Here is a 20,437-nt window from a genome sequence, read left to right as displayed (position 1 = left end):
GACTGATTGACTACCGACATGGCTGCGCTCGACCTGACCACCTCCGTCGTTGATCTCACCCTGGCACTGGTCGACGTCGAGTCGGTCAGTCGCGACGAGGAGCAGCTCGCCGACCTCGTCGAGGCGGCACTGGCTCCGCTGAGCCACCTGACGGTGACCCGGATCGGGAACACCATCGTCGCGCGCACCGACCTCGGCCGTGCCGAGCGGGTGATCCTCGCCGGCCACCTCGACACGGTCCCGGTCAACGGCAACCTGCCCGGACGGCTCGAGGACGGGATCCTGCACGGCCTGGGCAGCTGCGACATGAAGGGCGGCGTCGCGGTGATGCTGCGGATCGCCGCCACCGTGCCCGACCCGAACCGCGACCTGACGTTCGTCTTCTACGACTGCGAGGAGATCGACGCCGCCGCGAACGGGCTCTTCAGGCTCAGCCAGAACTCACCCGAGCTCCTCGCCGGTGACTTCGCGATCCTGCTCGAACCCTCCAACGCCGGGGTCGAGGCCGGCTGCCAGGGCACCCTGCGGGTCGAGATCCGCACCACCGGCGAGCGGGCGCACGCCGCCCGCAGCTGGAAGGGCAGCAACGCCATCCACGCCGCCGGGGAGGTGCTGCGCCGGCTCGAGGGCTACCAGGCGCGCCGCCCCCTGATCGACGGACTGACCTACCACGAGGGCCTCAACGCGGTCTTCATCTCCGGCGGCGTCGCCGGCAACGTGGTCCCGGACAGCTGCGTGGTGACGGTGAACCACCGCTTCGCTCCCGACCGGAACGAGGCCGAGGCGCTCGCCTTCGTGGAGGACTTCTTCGCGCCGTACGACGTCACGCTCACCGACTCCGCCCCGGGTGCGCTCCCGGGCCTGGACCGACCTGCGGCCGCGGACTTCGTCGCCGCGGTGGGTGGCCCGGTCGCGCCGAAGTTCGGCTGGACCGACGTGGCGCGCTTCACCGCGCTCGGTGTTCCGGCGGTCAACTTCGGCCCCGGCGACCCGCTGCTGGCGCACAAGGCCGACGAACACGTGCCGGTCGAGGAGATCGAGCGCTGCGAGACGACGCTTCGCACCTGGCTCACGGGAGGAACACGATGAAGGGCAGCTTCAACGGACCACGGCCGGGCGAGTCGCGTCCCGGCACCACCGCGGACCAGCGGCTCCTGGAGAGCCGCGGCCCGGCCGGCTGGCACCACACCGACGCCTGGCGGGTGATGAAGATCCAGGCCGAGTTCGTCCAGGCCTTCGACGAGCTGGCCGAGCTCGGTCCGGCGATCTCGGTCTTCGGGTCGGCACGCACGCCGAGCGACCACCCCCACTACGAGCTCGGGGTGAAGGTCGGCAGTGCGCTGGCCGCGGCCGGATTCGGCGTGATCACCGGTGGCGGGCCCGGCGCGATGGAGGCGGTCAACAAGGGCGCGCTCGAGGCCGGCGGCCAGTCGATCGGGCTCGGCATCGAGCTGCCCTGGGAGGCCCGGCTCAACGAGTTCGTCAACGTCGGGATGAACTTCCACTACTTCTTCGTCCGCAAGACGATGTTCGTGAAGTACTCGCAGGGCTTCGTCGTGCTGCCCGGAGGCCTGGGCACCCTGGACGAGCTGTTCGAGGCGATGACGCTGGCGCAGACGCAGAAGATCAACCAGTTCCCGATCGCGCTGCTCGGCGTGGCTCAGTGGACCGGCCTGATCGACTGGATGCGGACCACGATGCTGCCCGACGGCCGGATCAAGGAGTCCGACCTCGACATGCTCACCCTGACCGACGACGTCGACGCGGTGGTCGACCTGATGGTCAAGGCCCGCGACGCCGCCGACGCCGGCGAAGGGTGAGGCAGTGATGATCTGGGTCTTCGCGATCGTGATCGTGCTGATCATGGGCGCTGTCGCCGTGGTCGCTGCCGGGCGCGGTGACGGGTTGGAGCCGACGTACGACGATCGGCCCGACGTGCTGGTGCCCACCAACCGGCTGCTAGGTGCTGAGGACCTGCGTCGGATCCGGTTCAGCATCACCTGGCGCGGCTACCGGCCGACCGACGTCGATGCACTGCTGGACCGGCTGGCGGCCGAGCTCGAGTCCCGCGACGCCGAGGTGCTCGGTGGCGGAGAGCCCGCTCCCGTGCCGAGCCCTGGCCCGAGTGACGTCCCGAGTGACGTCCCGAGCGACGGACCGGCCGATGATGCCGCCACGTCCGACGACCACTAGCATCTCGGACCGTTGTGCATGAACTCACGCTGCCGTTGCTGATCACCGCCGGCCTGACCGTCTTCGTCGGCCTGGTGGTGCTGCTGACGCGCCTGCGACTGCGCCGGACCCACCGGGTCCCGGCCCTCCAGCTGCACACCGGTGCCGGGGTGCTCGGGGTGGTCTGCTGGACGTTGTTCCTGGTCGCTCCCGCCGATGCCGAGTGGAGCTCCATCGTCGGCGTGGTCGGGCTGGGCTGCTTCTGGGTCGTGGCCGTGGCCGGCATCGTCCTGGCCATGCGGTGGCGGATCGGACGCTCGCGCGGAAAGCGTGCTGCGGGCGGTTCGTCCGCCGCCGACTCGTGGACCTCCACCGCCTGGCTCTCGGTGCTCGGACACCTCGGTGTCTTCGGCTCCGTCGCCTGGTTCACCTTCGCTTACGTGACCAGCGTCATCTGACTGTGGGATCATGGGGCGACAGGCATGGGAGCCTGCGCCCCGGCAACGGGTAGCACGACCCCCACGACGACCAGAGGAAGAGGCTGCAACATGGCGGCGATGAAGCCACGGACCGGCGACGGTGACATGGAGGTCACCAAGGAAGGCCGCGGATACGTGATGCGTATTCCGCTCGAGGGCGGCGGCCGCCTCGTGGTCGAGTTGAACGCCGACGAGGTCAACTCGTTGGGCGACGCGCTCAAGAATGTCCTTGGCTGAGCTGCCACCTCAGGTCAGCCCGCCCGGGCTGACGTTGGATGGCCGAGACCCGCACCTGGCGGGCGCGGCTCTGATCGCGCTTCCCGTCTCGGCCGAGGGTGACGCGCTCACCATCGGTCCGGGTGCTGCCTCCCTCGCCGACGAGATCGATCTCCTCGGCGTGCTGGAGAGCGAGGGCGCGACCGGGCGGGCCGGCGAGGTCGTCGTCCTCCCCGTCCCCAGCGGAACCACCCAGAACCCGGCCCTGCGCCGGGTCCTGCTGGTCGGTGTGGGCACGGCGAGCGCCGACGAGTTCCGTCGTGCCGGCGCCGCGCTGGCGCGAGCCACCCGTGACCGGGACACGGTCTCCACCACCATCCCCGCCCTGGACCCGACGGTCGGCCTCGAGCCGTTCATCGTCGGAGTCGTGCTGGCCTCGTTCTCCTTCGACTGGCGCAGCGCCGGGCCGGCGTCGCAGCCGGTCGGGTCCGTGGTGCTGGCCGAGCTTGATCCCAGCTTCGCGGACCAGCGTGACCGGGCGGTGGCGATCGCCGCCGCGGGGTGGCGTGCCCGGTTCCTCGCGACGGTGCCCTCGAACCTGAAGTCCCCCGCCTGGGTCGCGGCCCAGGCGAAGACGGCGGCCAAGGCCGCCGGGCTCGAGATCCGGATCTGGGACGAGAAGGCGCTCGCCAAGGAAGGCTTCGGCGGGATCCTCGGCGTCGGCGGCGGGTCGACGAACCCGCCCCGTTTCGTCCGACTCGACTACACCCCGGCGAAGGTCACCCGACGGACCCCGACGGTGGTCCTGGTCGGCAAGGGCATCACGTTCGACACCGGCGGCTACAACATCAAGCCCGGTGAGTCGATGACGACCATGAAGCGCGACATGACCGGGGCCGGCGTCGTGCTGGCCACCCTGTGCGCGCTGCGTGACCTCGACGTCCCGGTCAAGGTGATCGGCCTGCTCTGCCTGGCCGAGAACATGGTCTCCGGGTCGGCGATGCGTCCGGGCGACGTGCTGCGGCACTACCCCGGTGACGCGACCGCGCGGACCAGCGAGGTGACCAACACCGACGCCGAGGGGCGCCTGGTGCTGGCCGACGGCCTCTCCTACGCGGTGCGCGAGATCAAGCCCGACCTGCTCGTCGACGTCGCGACCCTGACCGGTGCGGTCAAGGTGGCGCTCGGCCAGGAGACCGGTGGCCTCTACGCCACCACCGACGCGCTGGCTGCGGCGATCGACACCGCGGGCACCGAGGCCGGGGAACCGTGGTGGCGCCTCCCGCTCTCCTCGCTCTACGAGGACCGGCTCTCCTCCCCCGTCGCCGACGCCGACAACGGCGCCGGCGGTCCCGGATCGATCACCGCCGCGCTGTTCCTGCAGCACTTCACCGGTGGACTGCCGTGGGCACACCTGGACATCGCCTCCGTCGGCGACGCCCCCGCCCACCGCGACGAGTACACCCCCGGCCCGACCGGGTTCGGCGCTCGCACGCTGCTGCACTGGCTGGCCGCCGGCGCACCTGCCTGACCCGTTGGTGAGCAGGCAGAAGCTTGTTCCCGAGCGACGCTGAGCAGGCAGAAGTTTTCAGGCCCGCCTGAAAACTTCTGCCTGCTCACGCGAGCTGGGGTGAAAGTTTCTGCCTGCTCACCAGATGAGGCGCAGCACCGCGGCGGTCACGGCGGCCGCCAGGACCACCACCAGGAACGAGGCGCGCCACCAGAGGGCGACCACGGCCACGGCGAGGGCGGGCACCCGGGCGTCGATCACGATCTCCGAGCCGCGGCCCAGCACCTGGACGGCGATCAGCGCACCCAGCAGCCCGGCGGGGATCAGCGCCGAGACCCGCAGCGTCCAGGGGTGGGTGAGGACGCGCGCGGGCAGGGAGAGGCCTGCCAGCTTGAGGCCGTAGCAGCCGGCGGCCATCGCGAGGATGCCCCACCAGACCGCGGTGCTCGTCGTCATGCGTCCTCCCCGGCGGGTTCGGGCTCCACGACGGGGGCGGCCGGTAGCAGCAGTCCCACCAGCACCGCGACCGCTCCGCCGAGGATGATCGGCACACCCGCAGCGGTGAACGGGATCAGCCCGGTCGCGGTGCCGGCACCGACGAGGGCGACGACGCGTTGCGGCCACGCGGTGAGCCGCGGCCAGAGCAGGGCCAGGAACGCCGCACCGACGGCCGCGTCGAGACCGAACGCCCGCGGGTCACCGATCGCGGAGCCGGCCAGTGCACCGACCAGCGTCATCAGGTTCCACAGCAGGAACACGCTCACCCCGGTCACCCGGAACGCGGTGCGCTGATCGTCCGGATCGGTCTGACCCAACGCCATCGCCGTGGACTCGTCGATGACGAGGTGAGCACTCGCGAGGCGCCGTACGCCTCGGAGGTTGAGGATCCGGGCCAGGCCGATCCCGTAGAAGGTGTTGCGGGTGCCGAGCAGGACGCCCGTGAGCGCGCCCGCGGCCGGCGTGCCCCCGGCGGCCAGGACGCCGACGAAGGCGAACTGGCTGGCGCCGGTGAAGACCAGCAGGCTCAGCGCGCAGGCCTGCCACACGTCCAGCCCCGACGCGGTCGCGACCGCGCCGAAGGAGATGCCGTAGGCACCGGTCGCCACGCCGACCCCGAGGGAGTCGACGACGACCGGTGCCGGACGCTTCATCGGCTCAGGCGCGGACGACGGTCAGCAGGGCGAGGTCACCCTCACCGACCTTCACCCCACCGTCGGCACCGGCCGGCGCCTCGGTGACGGCGTACGTCGTCGCGAGAGTCTCCCGCGCGATCAGCTCACCGTGCTCGGTCGCCGCCTGCTGCACCGCGTCGCCGCCGGCGATGGTGAGCTCGATCCGGTCCGAGACCTCGAGGCCGGTCTCCTTGCGGGTGTTCTGCACGGCGCGGATCAGGTCGCGGGCCAGGCCCTCGGAGGCGAGCTCGGGGGTGACGACGGTGTCGAGCACCACGAAGCCGCCACCGGGCAGCATCGCGACCGCGGCGTCGTCGCCCTCGGCGCCGGCGACCGTCTCGAGGGTGTACTCCCCCTCGACCAGGGCGAGGCCGCCCGCGGTCACGACACCGGCGGCGTCGACGGACCAGTCACCGGACTTGGAGCCCTTGATCGCCAGCTGGACGTCCTTGCCCAGTCGCGGACCCGCGGCGCGGGCGTTGACGTTGAGCTTCTGCTCCACGCCGTACGCCGCCGCCTCGGGTGCGTCGGCATCGAGCAGCCGGACGGCCTTGACGTTGACCTCGTCGGCCACGATCTCGGCGAACCCGGCACCCTCGACCAGCGCGGTGCCGACCAGGGTGAGGCCGCCGAGCGGCAGCCGGTTGCGCAGACGGCGGGCCTTGCGCAGCGACGACGTGGTCGAGCAGACCTCGCGCACCGCGTCCATCGCCGCGACCAGGACGTCGTCGCCGGGCAGCTCCTCGACCTTCGGCAGGTCGGCCAGGTGCACCGACCGGCCGCCCGTCAGCCCGCGCCAGATCTCCTCGGCCACCAGCGGCAGCAGCGGCGCGATCGTCCGGGTGGTCACCTCGAGCACCGTGTACAGCGTGTTGAACGCGTCGCGGTCCTCGCTCCAGAACCGCTCGCGCGAACGCCGGATGTACCAGTTGGTCAGCAGGTCGACGAACTCACCGGTGGCCTCGCAGGCCTCGGCGATGGCGTAGGAGTCCATCGCCGCGGTGTAGGTGCCGACGAACTCGCGGGCCTTGGCCAGGATGTAGCGGTCGAGCTGGTCCTCGCTCGCCGTCGACCACTCGGCCTCGATGCCGGCGGCGTTGGCGTACAGGCTGAAGAAGTACCAGCTGTTCCACAGCGGGATCATCACCTGGCGCACCGAGTCGCGGATGCCCTGCTCGGTGACGACCAGGTTGCCGCCGCGCAGGATCGGGGAGGCCATCAGGAACCAGCGCATCGCGTCGGCGCCGTCGCGGTCGAGGACCTCGGAGACGTCGGGGTAGTTGCGCAGGGACTTGGACATCTTGTTGCCGTCCGAGCCCAGCACGATGCCGTGCGAGATGCAGGACTGGAACGCGGGCCGGTCGAAGAGCGCCGTGGCCAGGATGTGCAGGGTGTAGAACCAGCCGCGGGTCTGGCCGATGTACTCGACGATGAAGTCGGCCGGGAAGTGGTGCTCGAACCACTCGGCGTTCTCGAACGGCACGTGGTTCTGGGCGAACGACATCGACCCGGAGTCGAACCAGACGTCGAGCACGTCGGTGACGCGGCGCATCGTGGACCGACCCGTCGGGTCGTCCGGGTTGGGCCGGGTGAGGTCGTCGATGAACGGGCGGTGCAGGTCGGGCTCGCCGTCCTTGTTCAGCGGCAGCCGACCGAAGTCGCGCTCGATCTCGGCGAACGAGCCGTAGACGTCGATCCGCGGGTAGTCCTCGTCGTCGGACTTCCACACCGGCACCGGGGAGCCCCAGAACCGGTTGCGGGTGATCGACCAGTCGCGGGCGTTGTCGACCCACTTGCCGAACTGGCCGTCCTTGATGTGTTCGGGGGTCCAGGTGATCTCCTGGTTGAGCTCGGCCATCCGCGCCTTGATCGCGGTGACCTCGACGAACCAGCTCGAGACGCCCTTGTAGATCAGCGGCTGGCGGCAGCGCCAGCAGTGCGGGTAGGAGTGCTCGTAGGACTCGTGCCGGACCAGCACGGTGCCGGGCGTGACGGCGCCGCCGGCCTCGCCGCGGGTGACGGCGCGCAGGTCGGCGAGGATCGGCTTGTTGGCGTCGAAGACCAGCTGGCCCTTGTACTCGGCCACCGGCGCGGTGAACTTGCCGTCCTTGCCGACCGGCATCACCGCCTCGATGCCCTCGCGGTCGATGACCTCCTTGTCGACCTCACCGAAGGCGCCGGCGGTGTGCACCAGGCCGGAACCGGAGTCGGTGGTGACGGCGTCGTTGGCCTCGACGACGCGGAAGGCGTTCTCGTGGTCGACGTAGTAGCCGAACGGCGGCGTGTAGGTCAGGCCGAGCAGCTCGGCACCCGGACCGCGCCAGGTGATCGTGGGCTCCTCGGCGTCGGGGAAGAGCTCCTTCTTGTACGCCGGCACCCGGGCCGCGGCCAGGATGTAGCGCTCCGGCGTGCCGGTGGGGGTCGCGGACTCCACGGCGACGTACTCGATCTCCTCGCCGACCATGACGGCGAGGTTGCTCGGCAGGGTCCACGGCGTGGTGGTCCAGATGACCAGCTTCGCGCCGTGGAACTCACCCTCGGTGGTGATGTCGTAGCCGACCGTGACGGCGGGGTCCTGACGCATCTTGTAGACGTCGTCGTCCATCCGCAGCTCGTGGTTCGACAGCGGGGTCTCGTCGTTCCAGCAGTAGGGCAGGACGCGGAAGCCCTCGTAGACGTAGCCCTTGTCGAAGAGCTGCTTGAACGCCCAGATCACCGACTCCATGAACTCGGGGTTCATCGTCTTGTAGTCGTTGTCGAAGTCGACCCAGCGGGCCTGACGGGTGACGTAGTCGCGCCAGACGTCGGTGTACTTGAGCACCGACGAGCGGCAGGCGTCGTTGAAGACGTCGATGCCCATCTCGGCGATCTCGTCGGTGGTGGTGATGCCGAGCTGCTTCATCGCCTCGAGCTCGGCGGGCAGGCCGTGGGTGTCCCAGCCGAAGCGGCGCTCGACGCGCTTGCCCTTCATCGTCTGGTAGCGCGGGACGATGTCCTTGACGTAGCCGGTGAGCAGGTGGCCGTAGTGCGGCAGGCCGTTGGCGAACGGCGGGCCGTCGTAGAAGACGAACTCGTTGGAGCCGTTGTCACCGGCCGGGCGGTTCTCGATCGAGGCCGCGAAGGTCTTGTCGTCCTCCCAGTAGGCGAGGACGCGCTCCTCGATCGCCGGGAAGCGGGGGCTCGCCGGGACGGTGGCGTTCTCGGCGGACTGGTCGGTGCTGACCTTGGGGTAGGTCATGATCGGGCTCCTGCGGTCGTCGTCTGCTCGTGCTCCAATGACACGAGGACGACATCACTGCCGCGGTACCACCCCGCTTGGCCCCTGAAGGGACCCGCTCAAGACTGCTGTGACGGGCTTACCCGTGGGGTTCTACTCACCGGCTGGCCGATCCGGCTTTCTTCCCCAAGCTCGCCGCTGATCACGGCTCAGACGCTGGTGTGCAAAAGTCTAGGTCATGAGCGAGCTCGGGACCTATCGGGAATACCTCGACCACTTCCGCGGGACCCTGGATCGGCAGTGCGCCGACCTGACCCCGGACCAGCTGGCGCGGGCGGCGGTGCCGCCGAGCGACCTCAGTCTGCTCGGTCTGGTGCGCCACATGGCGCGGGTCGAGCACTACTGGTTCCGGATGGTGATCGACGTCCACCTCGACGAGGAGCGGCTGGACGCCGACGACCCGACGGGCGGCTTCCACCGGGTCGAGCCGACCCAGGAGTCCGTGGACGAGGCGTTCGCGCGGTGGCGGACCTGGACGTCGTACGGCGACGAGGCGCTCAGTCGGCTCGAGGCAGTCGATCTCGGGGAGCTGCGCACCGACCGGCACGGCGAGGAGGCCACGCTGCGCGACGTGCTGGTCCACCTGGTCGAGGAGTACGCCCGGCACTGCGGGCACGCCGACCTGCTGCGTGAGGTGGTCGACGGGCGAACGGGGCTGTAGCCGGGTAGGCGCAGACTGGGGGCATGAGTAACGCCTCCCCCGCCGGCTACGGCGGCTACTGGCTGCCACCCGAGGACGATCCGCGGGTCGATCCGCACCCGATCGGCGAGCTGGCGACGTACCGCGGCTACCTGCGCAACTACCGGCTCACGCTCGAGCTCAAGTGCCAGGACCTCACCCCGGAGCTGCTCGCGACGCGGTCGGTGCCGCCGAGCAACCTGTCGTTGATCGGCCTGGTGCGGCACATGGCCTACGTCGAGCACACCTGGTTCCAACGCGCCCTGCAAGGCCGGCTCGACGAACCCCGGCCGTTCACCGACCCCGACGACTCCGACATCGAGTTCACCGGCGCCGTCGGCACGGCGACCTGTGTGACCGAGGCGATGGCGGTGTGGCGCCGCGAGATCCGCCGCGCCGAGGACTGGCTCGAGACCCAGTCGGACGCGTCGATGGGCACGGAGCTGGTCTACAACAGCGACGGCGAGACGACCACGGTCCGCGACATCCTGGTGCACCTGGTCGAGGAGTACGCCCGGCACTGCGGCCACGCGGACCTGCTCCGCGAATGCCTCGACGGCCGCACCGGTCAGTGACTCCCCTAAACTCGGTCCACGTGACTGACGCCGTGACCCCCCGCACCGCCTGGGGCTTCGCCCTGGTGACCTACGCCGCCGACAACTCCGTCCTGGACGCCTGGTTCCCCACGCCGGCTCTCGGCGAGGCTCCTGAGGGCGCCAAGCCGGCCCCGGAGCTGCTCGGGCTGGGTGGTTCGGACGCGGTGCGCCGGGTGGAGAAGCACGTCGAGCTGGTCAGCATCGACCTCGACGCCGCGCCGACGACGACGCAGGACGTCTGGCTGCGCCTGCACCTGCTCTCCCACCGGCTCGTGGCCCCGCACACCGTCAACCTCGACGGCCAGTTCGGCCTGCTCACCAACGTCGCCTGGACGTCGGAGGGTCCGTGCGCCATCGACGGCTTCGAGCTCACCCGCGCCCGGCTCAAGGGCGCCGGCAAGGTCGTGGCGGTCTACGGCGTGGACAAGTTCCCGCGGATGACCGACTACGTGCTGCCCTCCGGCGTGCGGATCGCCGACGCCGACCGGGTCCGCCTCGGCGCGCACCTGGCCGAGGGCACGACGGTCATGCACGAGGGCTTCGTGAACTTCAACGCCGGCACCACCGGCACCTCGATGGTGGAGGGCCGGATCAGCGCCGGGGTCGTGGTCGGCAACGGCTCCGACATCGGTGGCGGCGCCTCGATCATGGGCACCCTGTCCGGGGGCGGCAAGCAGGTCATCTCCATCGGTGAGCGCTGCCTGCTCGGCGCGAACTCGGGTCTGGGCATCAGCCTGGGCAACGACTGCGTGGTCGAGGCCGGCACCTACGTCACCGCCGGCACCAAGGTCACCATGCCCGACGGTTCGACGATCAAGGCTCTGGAGCTCTCCGGCGCCTCCAACGTGCTGTTCCGGCGCAACTCGGTCACCGGCGCCATCGAGGCCGTCGCGTGGCAGGGCGAGGGCATCGTGCTCAACGAGGCCCTGCACGCCAACTAGTCCCGGCCGTCGGTCCGTCGATCAGAGCCATCGCCCGATTCCCGCCGCCGTTGATTAGAACGGCCGGATACCGTCGGGAAGAATGCTTGGGACATTCGCGCAGGAGCACTCTGCGCTCGGGACAGCGTGGAAGAGGTCAGCACCATGAGACGCCTGCTGACCGCCGTGGTGGTGGTCGCCGCCCTGGCGATCGCTGCGACGGTGGCGTGGGACCGCTTCAGCGAGCAGGCCGCCAAGCTCCTCCCCGACGAGTGCATCGCCGCCGTCGGGACCGGTGACGACCAGCTCAAGGCCCGGGTCAACCCGGAGCAGGCCCGCAACGCGTCGCTGATCTCGGCGATCGCCATCAAGCGAGGCCTCCCGGCCCGGGCGGCGACGATCGGCCTGGCGACCGCCTACCAGGAGTCGAAGCTGACCAACATCGACTACGGCGACCGGGACTCGCTCGGACTGTTCCAGCAGCGCCCCTCGCAGGGCTGGGGCTCACGCAAGCAGATCCTCAACCCGACGTACGCGATCAACGCCTTCTACGACGCCCTGGAGAAGGTCGACGGCTACGAGACGATGGAGATCACCGTCGCCGCGCAGAAGGTGCAGCGCAGTGCCTTCCCCGACGCGTACGCCGACCACGAGCCCGGCGCCCGCGCCCTCGCCTCCGCCCTGACCGGACAGAGCCCCGCCGCCTTCTCCTGCCGCTTCCGCTCCGTCGGGACGGGGACGGCGGCCACGACCGCCAAGCGCCTCACGGGCGCCTTCGGCACCAGCGCCGGCACCCCGGTCGTCGCCGGCCGCTCCGTCACGGTCAGCCCGACCGACTCGGAGACCCGCTGGGCGGTGGCCCACTGGGCGGTCGCCCACGCCAACCGCCTCGGCCTGGCCAGCGTCAAGGTCGACGGCCGGATCTGGACCGGCGACGAGGGCTGGGGGAAGGTCTCGACCGGCGACGGTCAGGTCGTGATCACCGTCAAGCAGTCCGAATCGCCGAGTTGAGGGTTGTTGCAGCCGAGTTGAGGGTTGTCACGCCGCAACCCTCAAGTCGACGCCCCGAAGCCTCAAGTCGGCTGCAGGAAGCCTCAAGTCGGCGAGGGGGTCAGAGGCGGGCCACGGCGGCGTCGACCCGCTCGTCGGTCGCGGTGAACGCGATCCGGACGTGCTGGGCTCCAGCCACGCCGTAGAAGGCGCCGGGGGCGGCGAGGATGCCGCGCTCGGCGAGCCAGGCGACCGTGTCCCAGCAGGACTCACCGCCCGCTTCTGAGGTACGCCGTGCCCAGAGGTACAGCGACGCCTCGGAGTGGTCGATCGTGAAGCCGGCGCCCTCGAACGCGGCGCGCAGCTTGGCCCGTCGTGCGCGGTAGCGCTCGGCCTGCTCGGCGGCGTGGGCGTCGTCGTTGAGCGCGGCGACCATGGCCACCTGCTGCGGGCCGGGCATCTGCAGGCCGAGGTTCTTGCGGACGGCGAGCAGCTCGTCGATGACACGCTGGTCGCCGGCGACGAAGGCGCACCGGTAGCCGGCGAGGTTGGAACGCTTGGACAGCGAGTGCACGGCGAGGATGCCGTCGAACGAGCCGCCGCAGACGTCGGGGTGCAGCACCGAGATCGGCTCGGCCTCCCAGGCGCACTCGATGTAGCACTCGTCGGAGATCAGCAGCGTGCCGCGCTCGCGGCACCACTCGACGACCTTCTTCAGGTGCTCGAGCGGCAGCACCTTGCCGGTCGGGTTCGACGGCGAGTTGATCCACAGGATCGCCGGCGTCGCCGGACCGATCGCGGTCAGCGAGTCACTGGCCAGCACGTCCGCGCCGACGAGTGCGGCCGAGACCTCGTACGTCGGGTAGGCGAACTCGGGGTAGACCACCAGGTCGCCCGCGCCGACACCGAGGTGCAGGGGCAGCGACGCGATCAGCTCCTTCGAGCCGATCACCGGCAGCACGGCCGAGGCGGCGAGCCCGGTGACACCGTGGTTGCGCGCCAGCCAGTCGACCGCCGCCTGCCGGACCTCGGGGGTGCCGACGGTGAGCGGGTAGCCCGGTGAGTCGGCGGCCGCGATCAGCGCGTCCTGCACCACCGCGGGCGTCGGGTCGACGGGCGTGCCGACCGAGAGGTCGACGATGCCGTCCGGGTGCGAGCGCGCGGTCGCGGCGTAGGAGGTCAGCTTGTCCCACGGGAAGTCGGGGAGCTGACCGGAGACCTCGAACATCAGCTGAGGATCAGAACGGACTCAGTGGTCCTGGTTCTGCGGCGGAAGAGCCTCGATGAACGCCTGGTCCTTGTCGATGACGCCCATCTTGGTGGCGCCGCCGGGCGAACCCAGGTCGTCGAAGAACTTCACGTTCGCGTCGTAGTACTCCTTCCACTCCGAGGGCGTGTCGTCCTCGTAGTAGATGGCCTCGACGGGGCAGACCGGCTCGCACGCACCGCAGTCGACGCACTCGTCGGGGTGGATGTAGAGCATCCGCTTGCCCTCGTAGATGCAGTCGACGGGGCATTCGTCGACGCAGGCACGGTCCTTGACGTCCACACAGGGCTGGGCAATGACGTAGGTCATGCGACCCAGCCTAATCTGTCTCCATGCCTTCCACGGCCCTGGGTCCACATGTCGTCGGAACCCGTGTCGTGGTGCGGCGCATCGTCCCCGGCGAGCTCGGCCCGACCGGCGGCCCCGCCTTCACCGACGTCCTCGGAGTCTGTACGTCGTGGGCCGACGGCTTCTGCACCGTGCAACCCGCCACGGGGCCAGCGGTGATGATCAACACCGACCTGATCGTGTCGGGCAAACCGGTCCCCGAACGCCCGTCGGTGCGGCACCGGGTCTCGGTGCGCGAGGCCGAGTCCCACGTGGCCCCGCTCTGGCCGACCCTGGTCGCCGCGCCGCTGGGCGAGTGGCTGCTGCGCACCGAGCCGCACCCCACCGGGCGGCTGCTCAAGCGCGCCAACTCCGTCCTTGCCGTGGGTGATCCGGGGATGGACCTGGCAACGGCAACTGTCCGCGTGTGCGAGTTCTACGAGGCACACGAGCGGCGCCCGCTGGCGCAGGTCGAGGTCGGGTCCGAGGTCGAGGCGGGACTTCTCGCAGCCGGATGGTCAGCGCTGGGCCATGGAGACTCCCACTTTCAACTGGGTTCGCTCTCGGGCGTACGCCGGGGTTGTGGAGCCCCACGGTCACATGCTGACCATGGCGCTCCTCAACTGACCACGCGGGACGCGCGCGCCCAGGTGACGATCGGCGATCGGGCGCGAGGTGAAGCGGCGTTCGACCGGGACTGGCTCGGGATCCACAACCTCTGGGTCGACCCGGAGCACCGCCGGACCGGCCTCGCCCGCACCGTTCTCAGCGAGCTCCTCGAGTGGGGTGCCGAGCAGGGCGCTCTCACGGTGTGGCTGCACGTCGAGACCGACAACGCCCCGGCGCTGGCGCTGTACGAGTCGATCGGGTTCCGCACGCACCACTCGATGCGCTACCTGGTCCCTGCGGGAACTTCCCGAGCCGACGGATCGTCGGAGCCAGCGTGAAAGTCACCGATCCCGGCGGTCAGGTCTGGCACGTGCACCGCCGTTGGCTTCCGTGGAACCCGGGGAAGTCGAAGGACCTTGCCCACGAGGTGAACCTGAACCCCCTCAGCATGGTCGAGGGTGCCGACGACCCGGTCGGCTGTCTCGTTCTGCTCGTGATCGGGATCGTGCTGGCCATCCTGGCCCCGCTGATCTTCCTCGTGCTGTTCACCGGCATCGAGTTCCTGGTCCTGCTGGTGATCCTGCCGTTCGCGATCGCGGGTCGCGTCCTGTTCGGTCGCCGCTGGTGGATCCAGATCCGCCGTGGCCGCACGCTTGTGCGCGAGGAGATGGTCGGCGACTGGGCCGCGAGCGGTCGCCGCGTCCGCGAGGCCGCCGAGCAGATCCGGGTGACGCCGCCGGAGCTCCCGCCCTACCCGCTGCCGGTCACGGACGTGACGCCCTAGTTCGGGTGCTTGACCTCGCCCGTGCAGGTGACCTCGTCCTGCGGGATGTAGGTGGTGTGGAAGTTCTCGGTCTTCGCCACCGCTGAGCTGCCGGGCTTGTGGAAGTAGCGCTTCACGTTGATCTGGAAGCCCTTGGCGCCGACGGTGTCCTCGCAGTTGGAGCTGTCGATCTTGCGCTTGGCGAAGTCGGTGTAGGCGTACCGGGCGCCGGTCGAGGTGGTGACGTCCCAGACCTTGGTCGACCACATCGAGACCGTCAGCGCACCCTGGCGCGACCCCGTCGCCGGCGAGAGCGCGGCCTTGATCAGGACGCCGTACGGGGTGTTGTTCTTGAACCGGAGGTCCTTGGCGCCCCACGCGACGGTGGCCTCACGGCCGACCGGGTAGCGCGAGATGTAGAGCGAGTGCGGGTGGTGCTCGACGTCCTGGAGGCCGGCGAAGAACATCGCGTTGAACGTGGTGGTCGCCATCTGGGAGACGCCGCCGCCGAGGTCGGCCTTGAAGACGCCGTCCTGGATGGTCCAGCCCTCGGTGAAGCCGTTGGCACGGGTGCGCTCCCCGACGATGTCGTTGAGGCTGAACGTCTCGCCGGGGGCGAGGACGGTGCCGTCGACGATCTCGGCCGCGCGACCGATGTTGGTGTTGCGGTAGGCGGCGTAGGGGAAGTTCGTGGTGAACCGCGAGACCCGCTCGGTGATCTTCCACGCGGTCGCGTCGGCCGTCGAGATCTTCGGCTCGGCGACCGTCGACTCGATCGTCGCGGTGCGGGCGTCGCCGGACTGGGTGAGCAGCCCCTGGAAGACGGTCTGCGCCTGGACCGGGTCGAAGGTGACGCCGGGCTTGGCCGGGATGACGGTCGGCTTGCCCTTCACCAGGTCGACGGTGGCGTCGACGGGGGCGTCCTTGCGCTCCGCCGTCGCGTCGGTGAGCAGCGCGGTGAAGGCGGCCTTCTTGACCGTCGGGACGAGCTCGCCGTCGGTCGGCTTGAGCGCGATCACGCCGGCGATCTGAGCCGGGCTGAAGGTCACGGGCGAGGCGCCGAACATCAGCGTCACCGAACCCGACATGGCCGGGTTGGCGAAGCTGGTGACGGCCTTCTGGACGTCGCTCTGGTCGATCGCGGGGGCGTCCTCGACCAGCGGCAGCTCGACAGCGCGGTCGTCACCGGTGGCCAGCGCCGCGGTGGTCAGCGCGCTGCGGTAGTCGTCGGCGTCGAGGCCGCGACCAACCACGGCGTCGGTGACGTGCATGCCTTCGGCGTCGAACGTGACGGCGCCGTCGGTGGCCGGCGTGCCGAGCTTGGCGTTGACCTTGGCCAGCGAGTCGGAGAGCGCCGCCGGGTCGACCGTGACCTCGGGGTCGATCGTGGAGCCGCCGGTGTAGTGGTTCCACAGGTCGAGCGGGTTCCAGCTGCGGCCGACCCCGGCCGCCGCGACGGTCGCGTCGACGTCGACGCTGAGCCCGGCCTTGCTGGGGGTGACGGTGGCGCTCTTCGTGCTGCCTGCCGTCCCGGTGGTGATCGTGACGGGCTGGCCCTCGCGCCCGGCGAGGGTCTCCTTGAGGGTGGCGCGCGCCGCCTCCGGGGTGAGGTTGCCGATCTCGACCCCCGCGACCTCGGTGTTGCGCGGGAGCTTGTTGTCGGCGAAGAAGTAGGCCGCGGCCCAGACCCCGCCGATCAGCACGAGCAGACCGACGACGACGGCGATGAAGGCCCCGGCGCCGGAGCGTTCCCGCTTCTCGCCAGATCCGTCCTCCGGGGTCAGAGGGGCGCCGCCGGCCGCCACGGCCGGGCGCTCTGCAGTGTCGTCGGAGAAGAGGTCACCCACCCATCGAGGGTAACGGCGAGGTGGGCGCGTCCCACGAATCCGCGCCGCTCAGAGGCCGGCGAAGAGGTCGGTCTCGAACCCGTCGGCGTCCAGCGGGCCCGCGGTTCCTCCAGCGAGCCGGTAGCACTCCACCGCGAACGCGGAGGCGCCCTGGGCGTTCGTCATCGCGAAGAACGGGCCGTCGGCGGCGATCTGGGTCGGGTAGGCGCGCAGGGCGTCCATCTTGGTCTCGAAGAACTCCGGCGCGTCGATCCGGGCGGTGATGTCGGCGTCCTCCGAGGCGAACCACGGCGCGGGACCGTCGGGATCGATCTCCCCGAACGGCATCTCGACGCCTGCGGCCTTGGCCGAGCGGATGCCCTCGCGCATCAGCGACCACGACATCGTGTTCCAGTAGATCTTCGAGATCTCCCAAGGCTCGCCCAGCTCCCGCTTGTACGTCGGCACCGCAGCGAGCTGGGTGGCGTACATGGCCACCCGGTGGGCCTGGATGTGGTCGGGGTGGCCGTATCCGCCGAACTGGTCGTAGGTGACCAGCACCTGCGGCTGGACCTCGCGGATGATCGCGACCAGTCGGTCGGCGGCCTCGGTCAGGTCGGCCTTGGCGAAGGCGTTGGCGGGGGTGTCGGGGGCAGCGATCGCGTGGCCGTCCTCATGCCAGGCCATCCCGGAGTCGCGGTAGGTGCCGAAGCCTCCGAGGAAGCGGTAGTCGGTCACGCCGAGCGCCGCCATCGCTGCCTCGTACTCGCCGCGACGGTGCTCGCCGAGGGCGTCGTCCCGGTCGGCGGCGAGGTGCTCGAGCTCGGGGACAAGGACCTCGCCGAGCTCCCCCGCGTTGCTGGTCACCACCGTCACGCCGCGACCTTCGGCGACGTACCGGGCCATGGTTGCGCCGTTGCCGATCGATTCGTCGTCGGGGTGGGCGTGGACGAGCAGCAGGCGCTGAGCGGGTCGAGTCACGGGCTCAATCGTGTCAGACCGGGGGTCGCTTGAGTCGCTTCGGTTCGGTCGGCAGGTTGAGCGGCGGCAGGTTCAGCGGCGGCGCCGCCGGCGCCGTGCCGGCATCGAGCCAGCCGTCGTACTCCTCGACCACGAGCTCGAGGACGACGTCGGGGGCGTCGGTGGTCAGGATCCACGGCTGGTCCTCGTCGTCGTCCTCCCCCTGGAAGCGGCCGCGGACGAGGTCGGCCTCCCAGCCCTGCGTCTTCAGCCGCGACCAGGCCGCGCGGGCCTCGTCCTCGTCGAAGAAGACGCCGCGGGGACCGTGTGGGGAACCGTGCGAGGGCTGCGAGCCTGACGACATGCCGGAGGACATGGTGGTGAGATTAGTCCCGTGGCGTTGCACCTCCGTCGGTCCCGGGACCAGGACACCGAGATCGACCGGCTCGCCGCGCGTCTCGACTCCCTCGGTGGCGGCCGGGTCGGCGTCTCCGGGGTGCTGACCGACCTCGATCGGCAGGCGCGGCGCCGGATCCTCGCTCCCGGCTTGGCCGTACGTCGGGCCTGGCAGTGGGACCGCGCGGACCGGGACGATCCCTCCTGGTTCCCGCAGGGGGTCGCGCACTCGTGGCGCACCGGAGCGGTCGACGACATCGGGCCGGGAGTGCTGCTGGTCAGCTGGTACTCCAAGGCCGGCGAGGGATCGCGGATCTCGGTGCTGGACCTGGCCACCGGCCACTACCGGCACGTGCTCCTGGTGGAGGCCGTGGCCGAGGCCGACGGCGGGATGCGACCGGTCCCGGTCCACGCCGGCGGCCTGACCTGGCACGACCGCAAGCTGCACGTCGCCGCCACCCGGCGGGGCCTGCTGACCTTCGACACCGACGACCTGATGGTCGACCCCAGCCTGACGCTGGGCTACCGCTACGTGCTGCCGCTCCGGATCCGGCACGAGGCCGGGGCCGGGACGGACGAGGACGTGCTGCGGCACTCCTTCCTGTCGCTGGACCGCAGCCACGGCCAGGTCGCGCTGCTGGTCGGCGAGTACGGACGCCCCGGCGACATCACCCGGCTGGCCCGGTTCGTGGTCGACGACTCCGGGGAGCTCGTCGTCGGCGACGACGGCTGCGCGGTCCCCGCCGAGCTGGGCGACGGGCTGGTCCAGATGCAGGGCGCGGTGATCATCGACGGCGTCTACTACGTCTCGATCTCCCACGGTCGACGCACGTGGGGCGAGATGGCGGTCGGGCGTCCCGGCGCCTGGCGACGCCGGCGATGGGTGTTGCCGCCGGGACCGGAGGACCTGACGTTCCACCCGCCGACCGACCTGATCTGGTCGGTCTCGGAGCACCCGCGGCGACGGTGGGTGGTCGGGGTCCGGCGCTCCTGGTTCGACTGAGCCTGGTGGCGCTGGCTGGGTCAGCGGGGCAGTCGGGCGAGCTGTCGGCTCTGCGCGACGAGTCGACCGGCGGAGTCCCAGACCTCGCAGTCCTCCTCGAACATGCCGCCGGCGACGTTGCGGGTGGCGTGGTGCAACACCAGCCAGCCCGGAGCGGGGATCGCGCGGACGTGCACGGTGAGCTCGAGCGTCGGGGCCCAGCCCGGCAGGCCGAGGTCGAAGGTGACCGGCGGCAGCAGGTCGCAGATGGTGACCAGCGAGAGGGTGTCGGCCGGGCGGTCGTCGCGGAACCGGAACCAGGCGGTGAACGAACCCTCGCCGCGGTGCTCCCCGACCGTCCAACCGATCTGGTCAGGGTGGAAGCGGAACTCGAACCGGCTGTAGAACGGCACCATCGCCTGGAACTCGGCCGGCGCCAGGTCGCCGCTGATGCACTCCTCCACGGGCGGGATGGAGGGCTGCGTGGCCGTCGTACGGACGTCGGCTCCGGCCGAGAGCTTCGCCAGGTCGCCGAAGGTCGCGAGCGCGGTGATCTTCGGGGCACCGTCCTGGACCAGGTCGGCGGTGACCACCGCGAGCGAGCCGCCGTCGCGGCGGACCGACGTGTGCACGGTGGCCGGCCCGGGGACGCCGGGGCCGAGGTACGAGGCGCTGATCGTGATCGGGTCGGGCTTCGCCGCGCCGAGCTCGGCGCGGATGGCGTTGGCGAGCACGGAGAGCTGGAAGCCGCCGTTGATCCCACCACCGACGGTCCACCCCTGCGGAAGCTCACCGGCGTAGGCGCCCTCACCGAGCGGGGTCAGGGCGACATCACGATCGAACTGCGGCATGTCTCCGATATTACTCATGAGTAACTCTCTGCGGGACGGGACCCCGAGGAGCGCCGACCACTAGCCTCGGTCCGTGACCGAGGAGCCGAAGCATCGCGGACCGCACTCGGTCTACGGGCAGGGGACGGAACCGGACGCCCGCTTCAGCCTGGCCAACGAGCGCACCTTCCTGGCCTGGATCAGGACGAGCCTGGGCCTGATCGCCGGCGCGGTCGCGATGCACTCCCTCGAGGTCCCCGGCACCGTCTGGGTGCGCAGCACCCTGGTCGCCCTGGTGCTGCTCGCTGCCGCCGGGGCGGCGCTCAACGCGGCTCGCCGCTGGGCGGCGACCGAACGCGCGATGCGGGAAGGACTGCCGCTGCCAGGCTTCGGCGAGACCCGGTACATCGCCGCGGGCATCGCCGGACTCGCCCTGGCCCTCATCGTCGCGTTCGCGCTGATCTGA

The 20,437-nt window shown here is 70.6% G+C and carries 23 protein-coding genes; 14 read left to right on the top strand and 9 right to left on the bottom strand.

All coding sequences use genetic code 11. The annotated features are described in order from the left end of the window. The first annotated feature begins 18 nt into the window (after nt 1-18). The 6 genes from dapE (at nt 19) to ACZ5J1_RS02700 (ending at nt 4,398) form a co-directional block, all read left to right on the top strand. Complete coding sequence (gene dapE, locus ACZ5J1_RS02725) at nt 19-1,089, top strand: succinyl-diaminopimelate desuccinylase (protein ID WP_464562280.1); 1,071 nt, start codon at nt 19-21, stop codon at nt 1,087-1,089. Continuing rightward, nucleotides 1,086-1,820, top strand: coding sequence for an LOG family protein (locus ACZ5J1_RS02720; protein ID WP_464562278.1), 735 nt, complete (start codon nt 1,086-1,088; stop codon nt 1,818-1,820). Before dapE ends, ACZ5J1_RS02720 begins: the two co-directional genes overlap by 4 nt. Nucleotides 1,821-1,827: 7 nt before the next feature. Next, nucleotides 1,828-2,193, top strand: coding sequence for a DivIVA domain-containing protein (locus tag ACZ5J1_RS02715; protein WP_464562276.1), 366 nt, complete (start codon nt 1,828-1,830; stop codon nt 2,191-2,193). A 14-nt stretch (nt 2,194-2,207) separates the two neighbouring features. Continuing rightward, nucleotides 2,208-2,630 (top strand): hypothetical protein, encoded by a 423-nt coding sequence (locus ACZ5J1_RS02710; RefSeq protein WP_464562274.1) that lies wholly within the window; start codon nt 2,208-2,210, stop codon nt 2,628-2,630. A 90-nt stretch (nt 2,631-2,720) separates the two neighbouring features. After that, nucleotides 2,721-2,888, top strand: a complete 168-nt coding sequence (locus tag ACZ5J1_RS02705; protein WP_464562272.1) for a DUF3117 domain-containing protein — start codon at nt 2,721-2,723, stop codon at nt 2,886-2,888. Continuing rightward, the gene (locus tag ACZ5J1_RS02700; protein WP_464562270.1) at nt 2,875-4,398 is read left to right on the top strand and encodes a leucyl aminopeptidase family protein; all 1,524 of its coding nucleotides are present in this window, start codon (nt 2,875-2,877) and stop codon (nt 4,396-4,398) included. Before ACZ5J1_RS02705 ends, ACZ5J1_RS02700 begins: the two co-directional genes overlap by 14 nt. A gap of 117 nt (nt 4,399-4,515) precedes the next feature. On the opposite strand, the gene ACZ5J1_RS02695 is transcribed toward ACZ5J1_RS02700, so the two are convergent. Genes ACZ5J1_RS02695 through ileS form a run of 3 tightly spaced genes read right to left on the bottom strand, consistent with a single transcriptional unit; the run spans nt 4,516 to nt 8,787 of the window. Continuing rightward, nucleotides 4,516-4,833, bottom strand: coding sequence for an AzlD domain-containing protein (locus ACZ5J1_RS02695; RefSeq protein ID WP_464562268.1), 318 nt, complete (start codon nt 4,831-4,833; stop codon nt 4,516-4,518). Then, nucleotides 4,830-5,528: an AzlC family ABC transporter permease gene (locus ACZ5J1_RS02690; protein WP_464562266.1), complete on the bottom strand. Its 699-nt coding sequence runs from the start codon at nt 5,526-5,528 to the stop codon at nt 4,830-4,832. Before ACZ5J1_RS02690 ends, ACZ5J1_RS02695 begins: the two co-directional genes overlap by 4 nt. A 4-nt stretch (nt 5,529-5,532) precedes the next feature. Continuing rightward, nucleotides 5,533-8,787, bottom strand: a complete 3,255-nt coding sequence (gene ileS / locus ACZ5J1_RS02685; RefSeq protein ID WP_464562264.1) for an isoleucine--tRNA ligase — start codon at nt 8,785-8,787, stop codon at nt 5,533-5,535. Nucleotides 8,788-9,004: 217 nt separating this feature from the next. On the opposite strand from ileS, the gene ACZ5J1_RS02680 reads away from it, so the two are divergent. From ACZ5J1_RS02680 to ACZ5J1_RS02665, 4 genes are all read left to right on the top strand, one after another. Beyond that, a complete protein-coding gene (locus ACZ5J1_RS02680) occupies nt 9,005-9,487 on the top strand; it encodes a DinB family protein (protein WP_464562262.1) in 483 nt (160 codons plus the stop codon). Nucleotides 9,488-9,510: 23 nt separating this feature from the next. Next, nucleotides 9,511-10,080: a DinB family protein gene (locus tag ACZ5J1_RS02675; RefSeq protein WP_464562260.1), complete on the top strand. Its 570-nt coding sequence runs from the start codon at nt 9,511-9,513 to the stop codon at nt 10,078-10,080. A gap of 20 nt (nt 10,081-10,100) precedes the next feature. Beyond that, entirely contained in the window at nt 10,101-11,042 is a 942-nt protein-coding gene (gene dapD, locus ACZ5J1_RS02670; RefSeq protein WP_464562258.1) for a 2,3,4,5-tetrahydropyridine-2,6-dicarboxylate N-succinyltransferase, read from the top strand. 144 nt (nt 11,043-11,186) lie between these two features. After that, a complete protein-coding gene (locus ACZ5J1_RS02665) occupies nt 11,187-12,032 on the top strand; it encodes a hypothetical protein (RefSeq protein ID WP_464562256.1) in 846 nt (281 codons plus the stop codon). Between the two features lie 100 nt (nt 12,033-12,132). Here the strand turns inward: ACZ5J1_RS02665 and dapC are convergent, their stop codons facing one another. Continuing rightward, nucleotides 12,133-13,239: a succinyldiaminopimelate transaminase gene (dapC, locus tag ACZ5J1_RS02660; RefSeq protein WP_464562254.1), complete on the bottom strand. Its 1,107-nt coding sequence runs from the start codon at nt 13,237-13,239 to the stop codon at nt 12,133-12,135. A gap of 21 nt (nt 13,240-13,260) precedes the next feature. Continuing rightward, nucleotides 13,261-13,587 (bottom strand): ferredoxin, encoded by a 327-nt coding sequence (fdxA, locus tag ACZ5J1_RS02655; protein ID WP_464562252.1) that lies wholly within the window; start codon nt 13,585-13,587, stop codon nt 13,261-13,263. A 23-nt stretch (nt 13,588-13,610) separates the two neighbouring features. Here fdxA and ACZ5J1_RS02650 point away from each other — a divergent pair, with 23 nt between their 5' ends. Further along, a complete protein-coding gene (locus ACZ5J1_RS02650) occupies nt 13,611-14,552 on the top strand; it encodes a GNAT family N-acetyltransferase (RefSeq protein WP_464562250.1) in 942 nt (313 codons plus the stop codon). Continuing rightward, a complete protein-coding gene (locus tag ACZ5J1_RS02645; protein WP_464562248.1) occupies nt 14,549-14,998 on the top strand; it encodes a hypothetical protein in 450 nt (149 codons plus the stop codon). Before ACZ5J1_RS02650 ends, ACZ5J1_RS02645 begins: the two co-directional genes overlap by 4 nt. On the opposite strand, the gene ACZ5J1_RS02640 is transcribed toward ACZ5J1_RS02645, so the two are convergent. Genes ACZ5J1_RS02640 through ACZ5J1_RS02630 form a run of 3 tightly spaced genes read right to left on the bottom strand, consistent with a single transcriptional unit; the run spans nt 14,995 to nt 18,139 of the window. Beyond that, the gene (locus tag ACZ5J1_RS02640; RefSeq protein ID WP_464562246.1) at nt 14,995-16,824 is read right to left on the bottom strand and encodes a VanW family protein; all 1,830 of its coding nucleotides are present in this window, start codon (nt 16,822-16,824) and stop codon (nt 14,995-14,997) included. The genes ACZ5J1_RS02645 and ACZ5J1_RS02640 overlap by 4 nt on opposite strands. 48 nt (nt 16,825-16,872) lie before the next feature. Beyond that, on the bottom strand, nt 16,873-17,784 hold the full coding sequence (gene mshB, locus ACZ5J1_RS02635) for an N-acetyl-1-D-myo-inositol-2-amino-2-deoxy-alpha-D-glucopyranoside deacetylase (RefSeq protein WP_464562244.1): 912 nt from the start codon (nt 17,782-17,784) through the stop codon (nt 16,873-16,875). A gap of 13 nt (nt 17,785-17,797) precedes the next feature. Beyond that, on the bottom strand, nt 17,798-18,139 hold the full coding sequence (locus ACZ5J1_RS02630) for a hypothetical protein (RefSeq protein ID WP_464562242.1): 342 nt from the start codon (nt 18,137-18,139) through the stop codon (nt 17,798-17,800). Between the two features lie 18 nt (nt 18,140-18,157). Here ACZ5J1_RS02630 and ACZ5J1_RS02625 point away from each other — a divergent pair, with 18 nt between their 5' ends. Further along, entirely contained in the window at nt 18,158-19,162 is a 1,005-nt protein-coding gene (locus ACZ5J1_RS02625; protein ID WP_464562240.1) for a hypothetical protein, read from the top strand. A gap of 20 nt (nt 19,163-19,182) precedes the next feature. Here the strand turns inward: ACZ5J1_RS02625 and ACZ5J1_RS02620 are convergent, their stop codons facing one another. After that, nucleotides 19,183-19,992, bottom strand: coding sequence for a thioesterase family protein (locus ACZ5J1_RS02620; protein WP_464562238.1), 810 nt, complete (start codon nt 19,990-19,992; stop codon nt 19,183-19,185). A 73-nt stretch (nt 19,993-20,065) separates the two neighbouring features. On the opposite strand from ACZ5J1_RS02620, the gene ACZ5J1_RS02615 reads away from it, so the two are divergent. Continuing rightward, the gene (locus tag ACZ5J1_RS02615) at nt 20,066-20,437 is read left to right on the top strand and encodes a YidH family protein (RefSeq protein WP_464562236.1); all 372 of its coding nucleotides are present in this window, start codon (nt 20,066-20,068) and stop codon (nt 20,435-20,437) included.

This window comes from Nocardioides sp. JCM 18999, from assembly GCF_055391175.1.
Note: the sequence above shows the minus strand (reverse complement) of the source record. Positions and strands in the feature narration are given on the sequence as shown.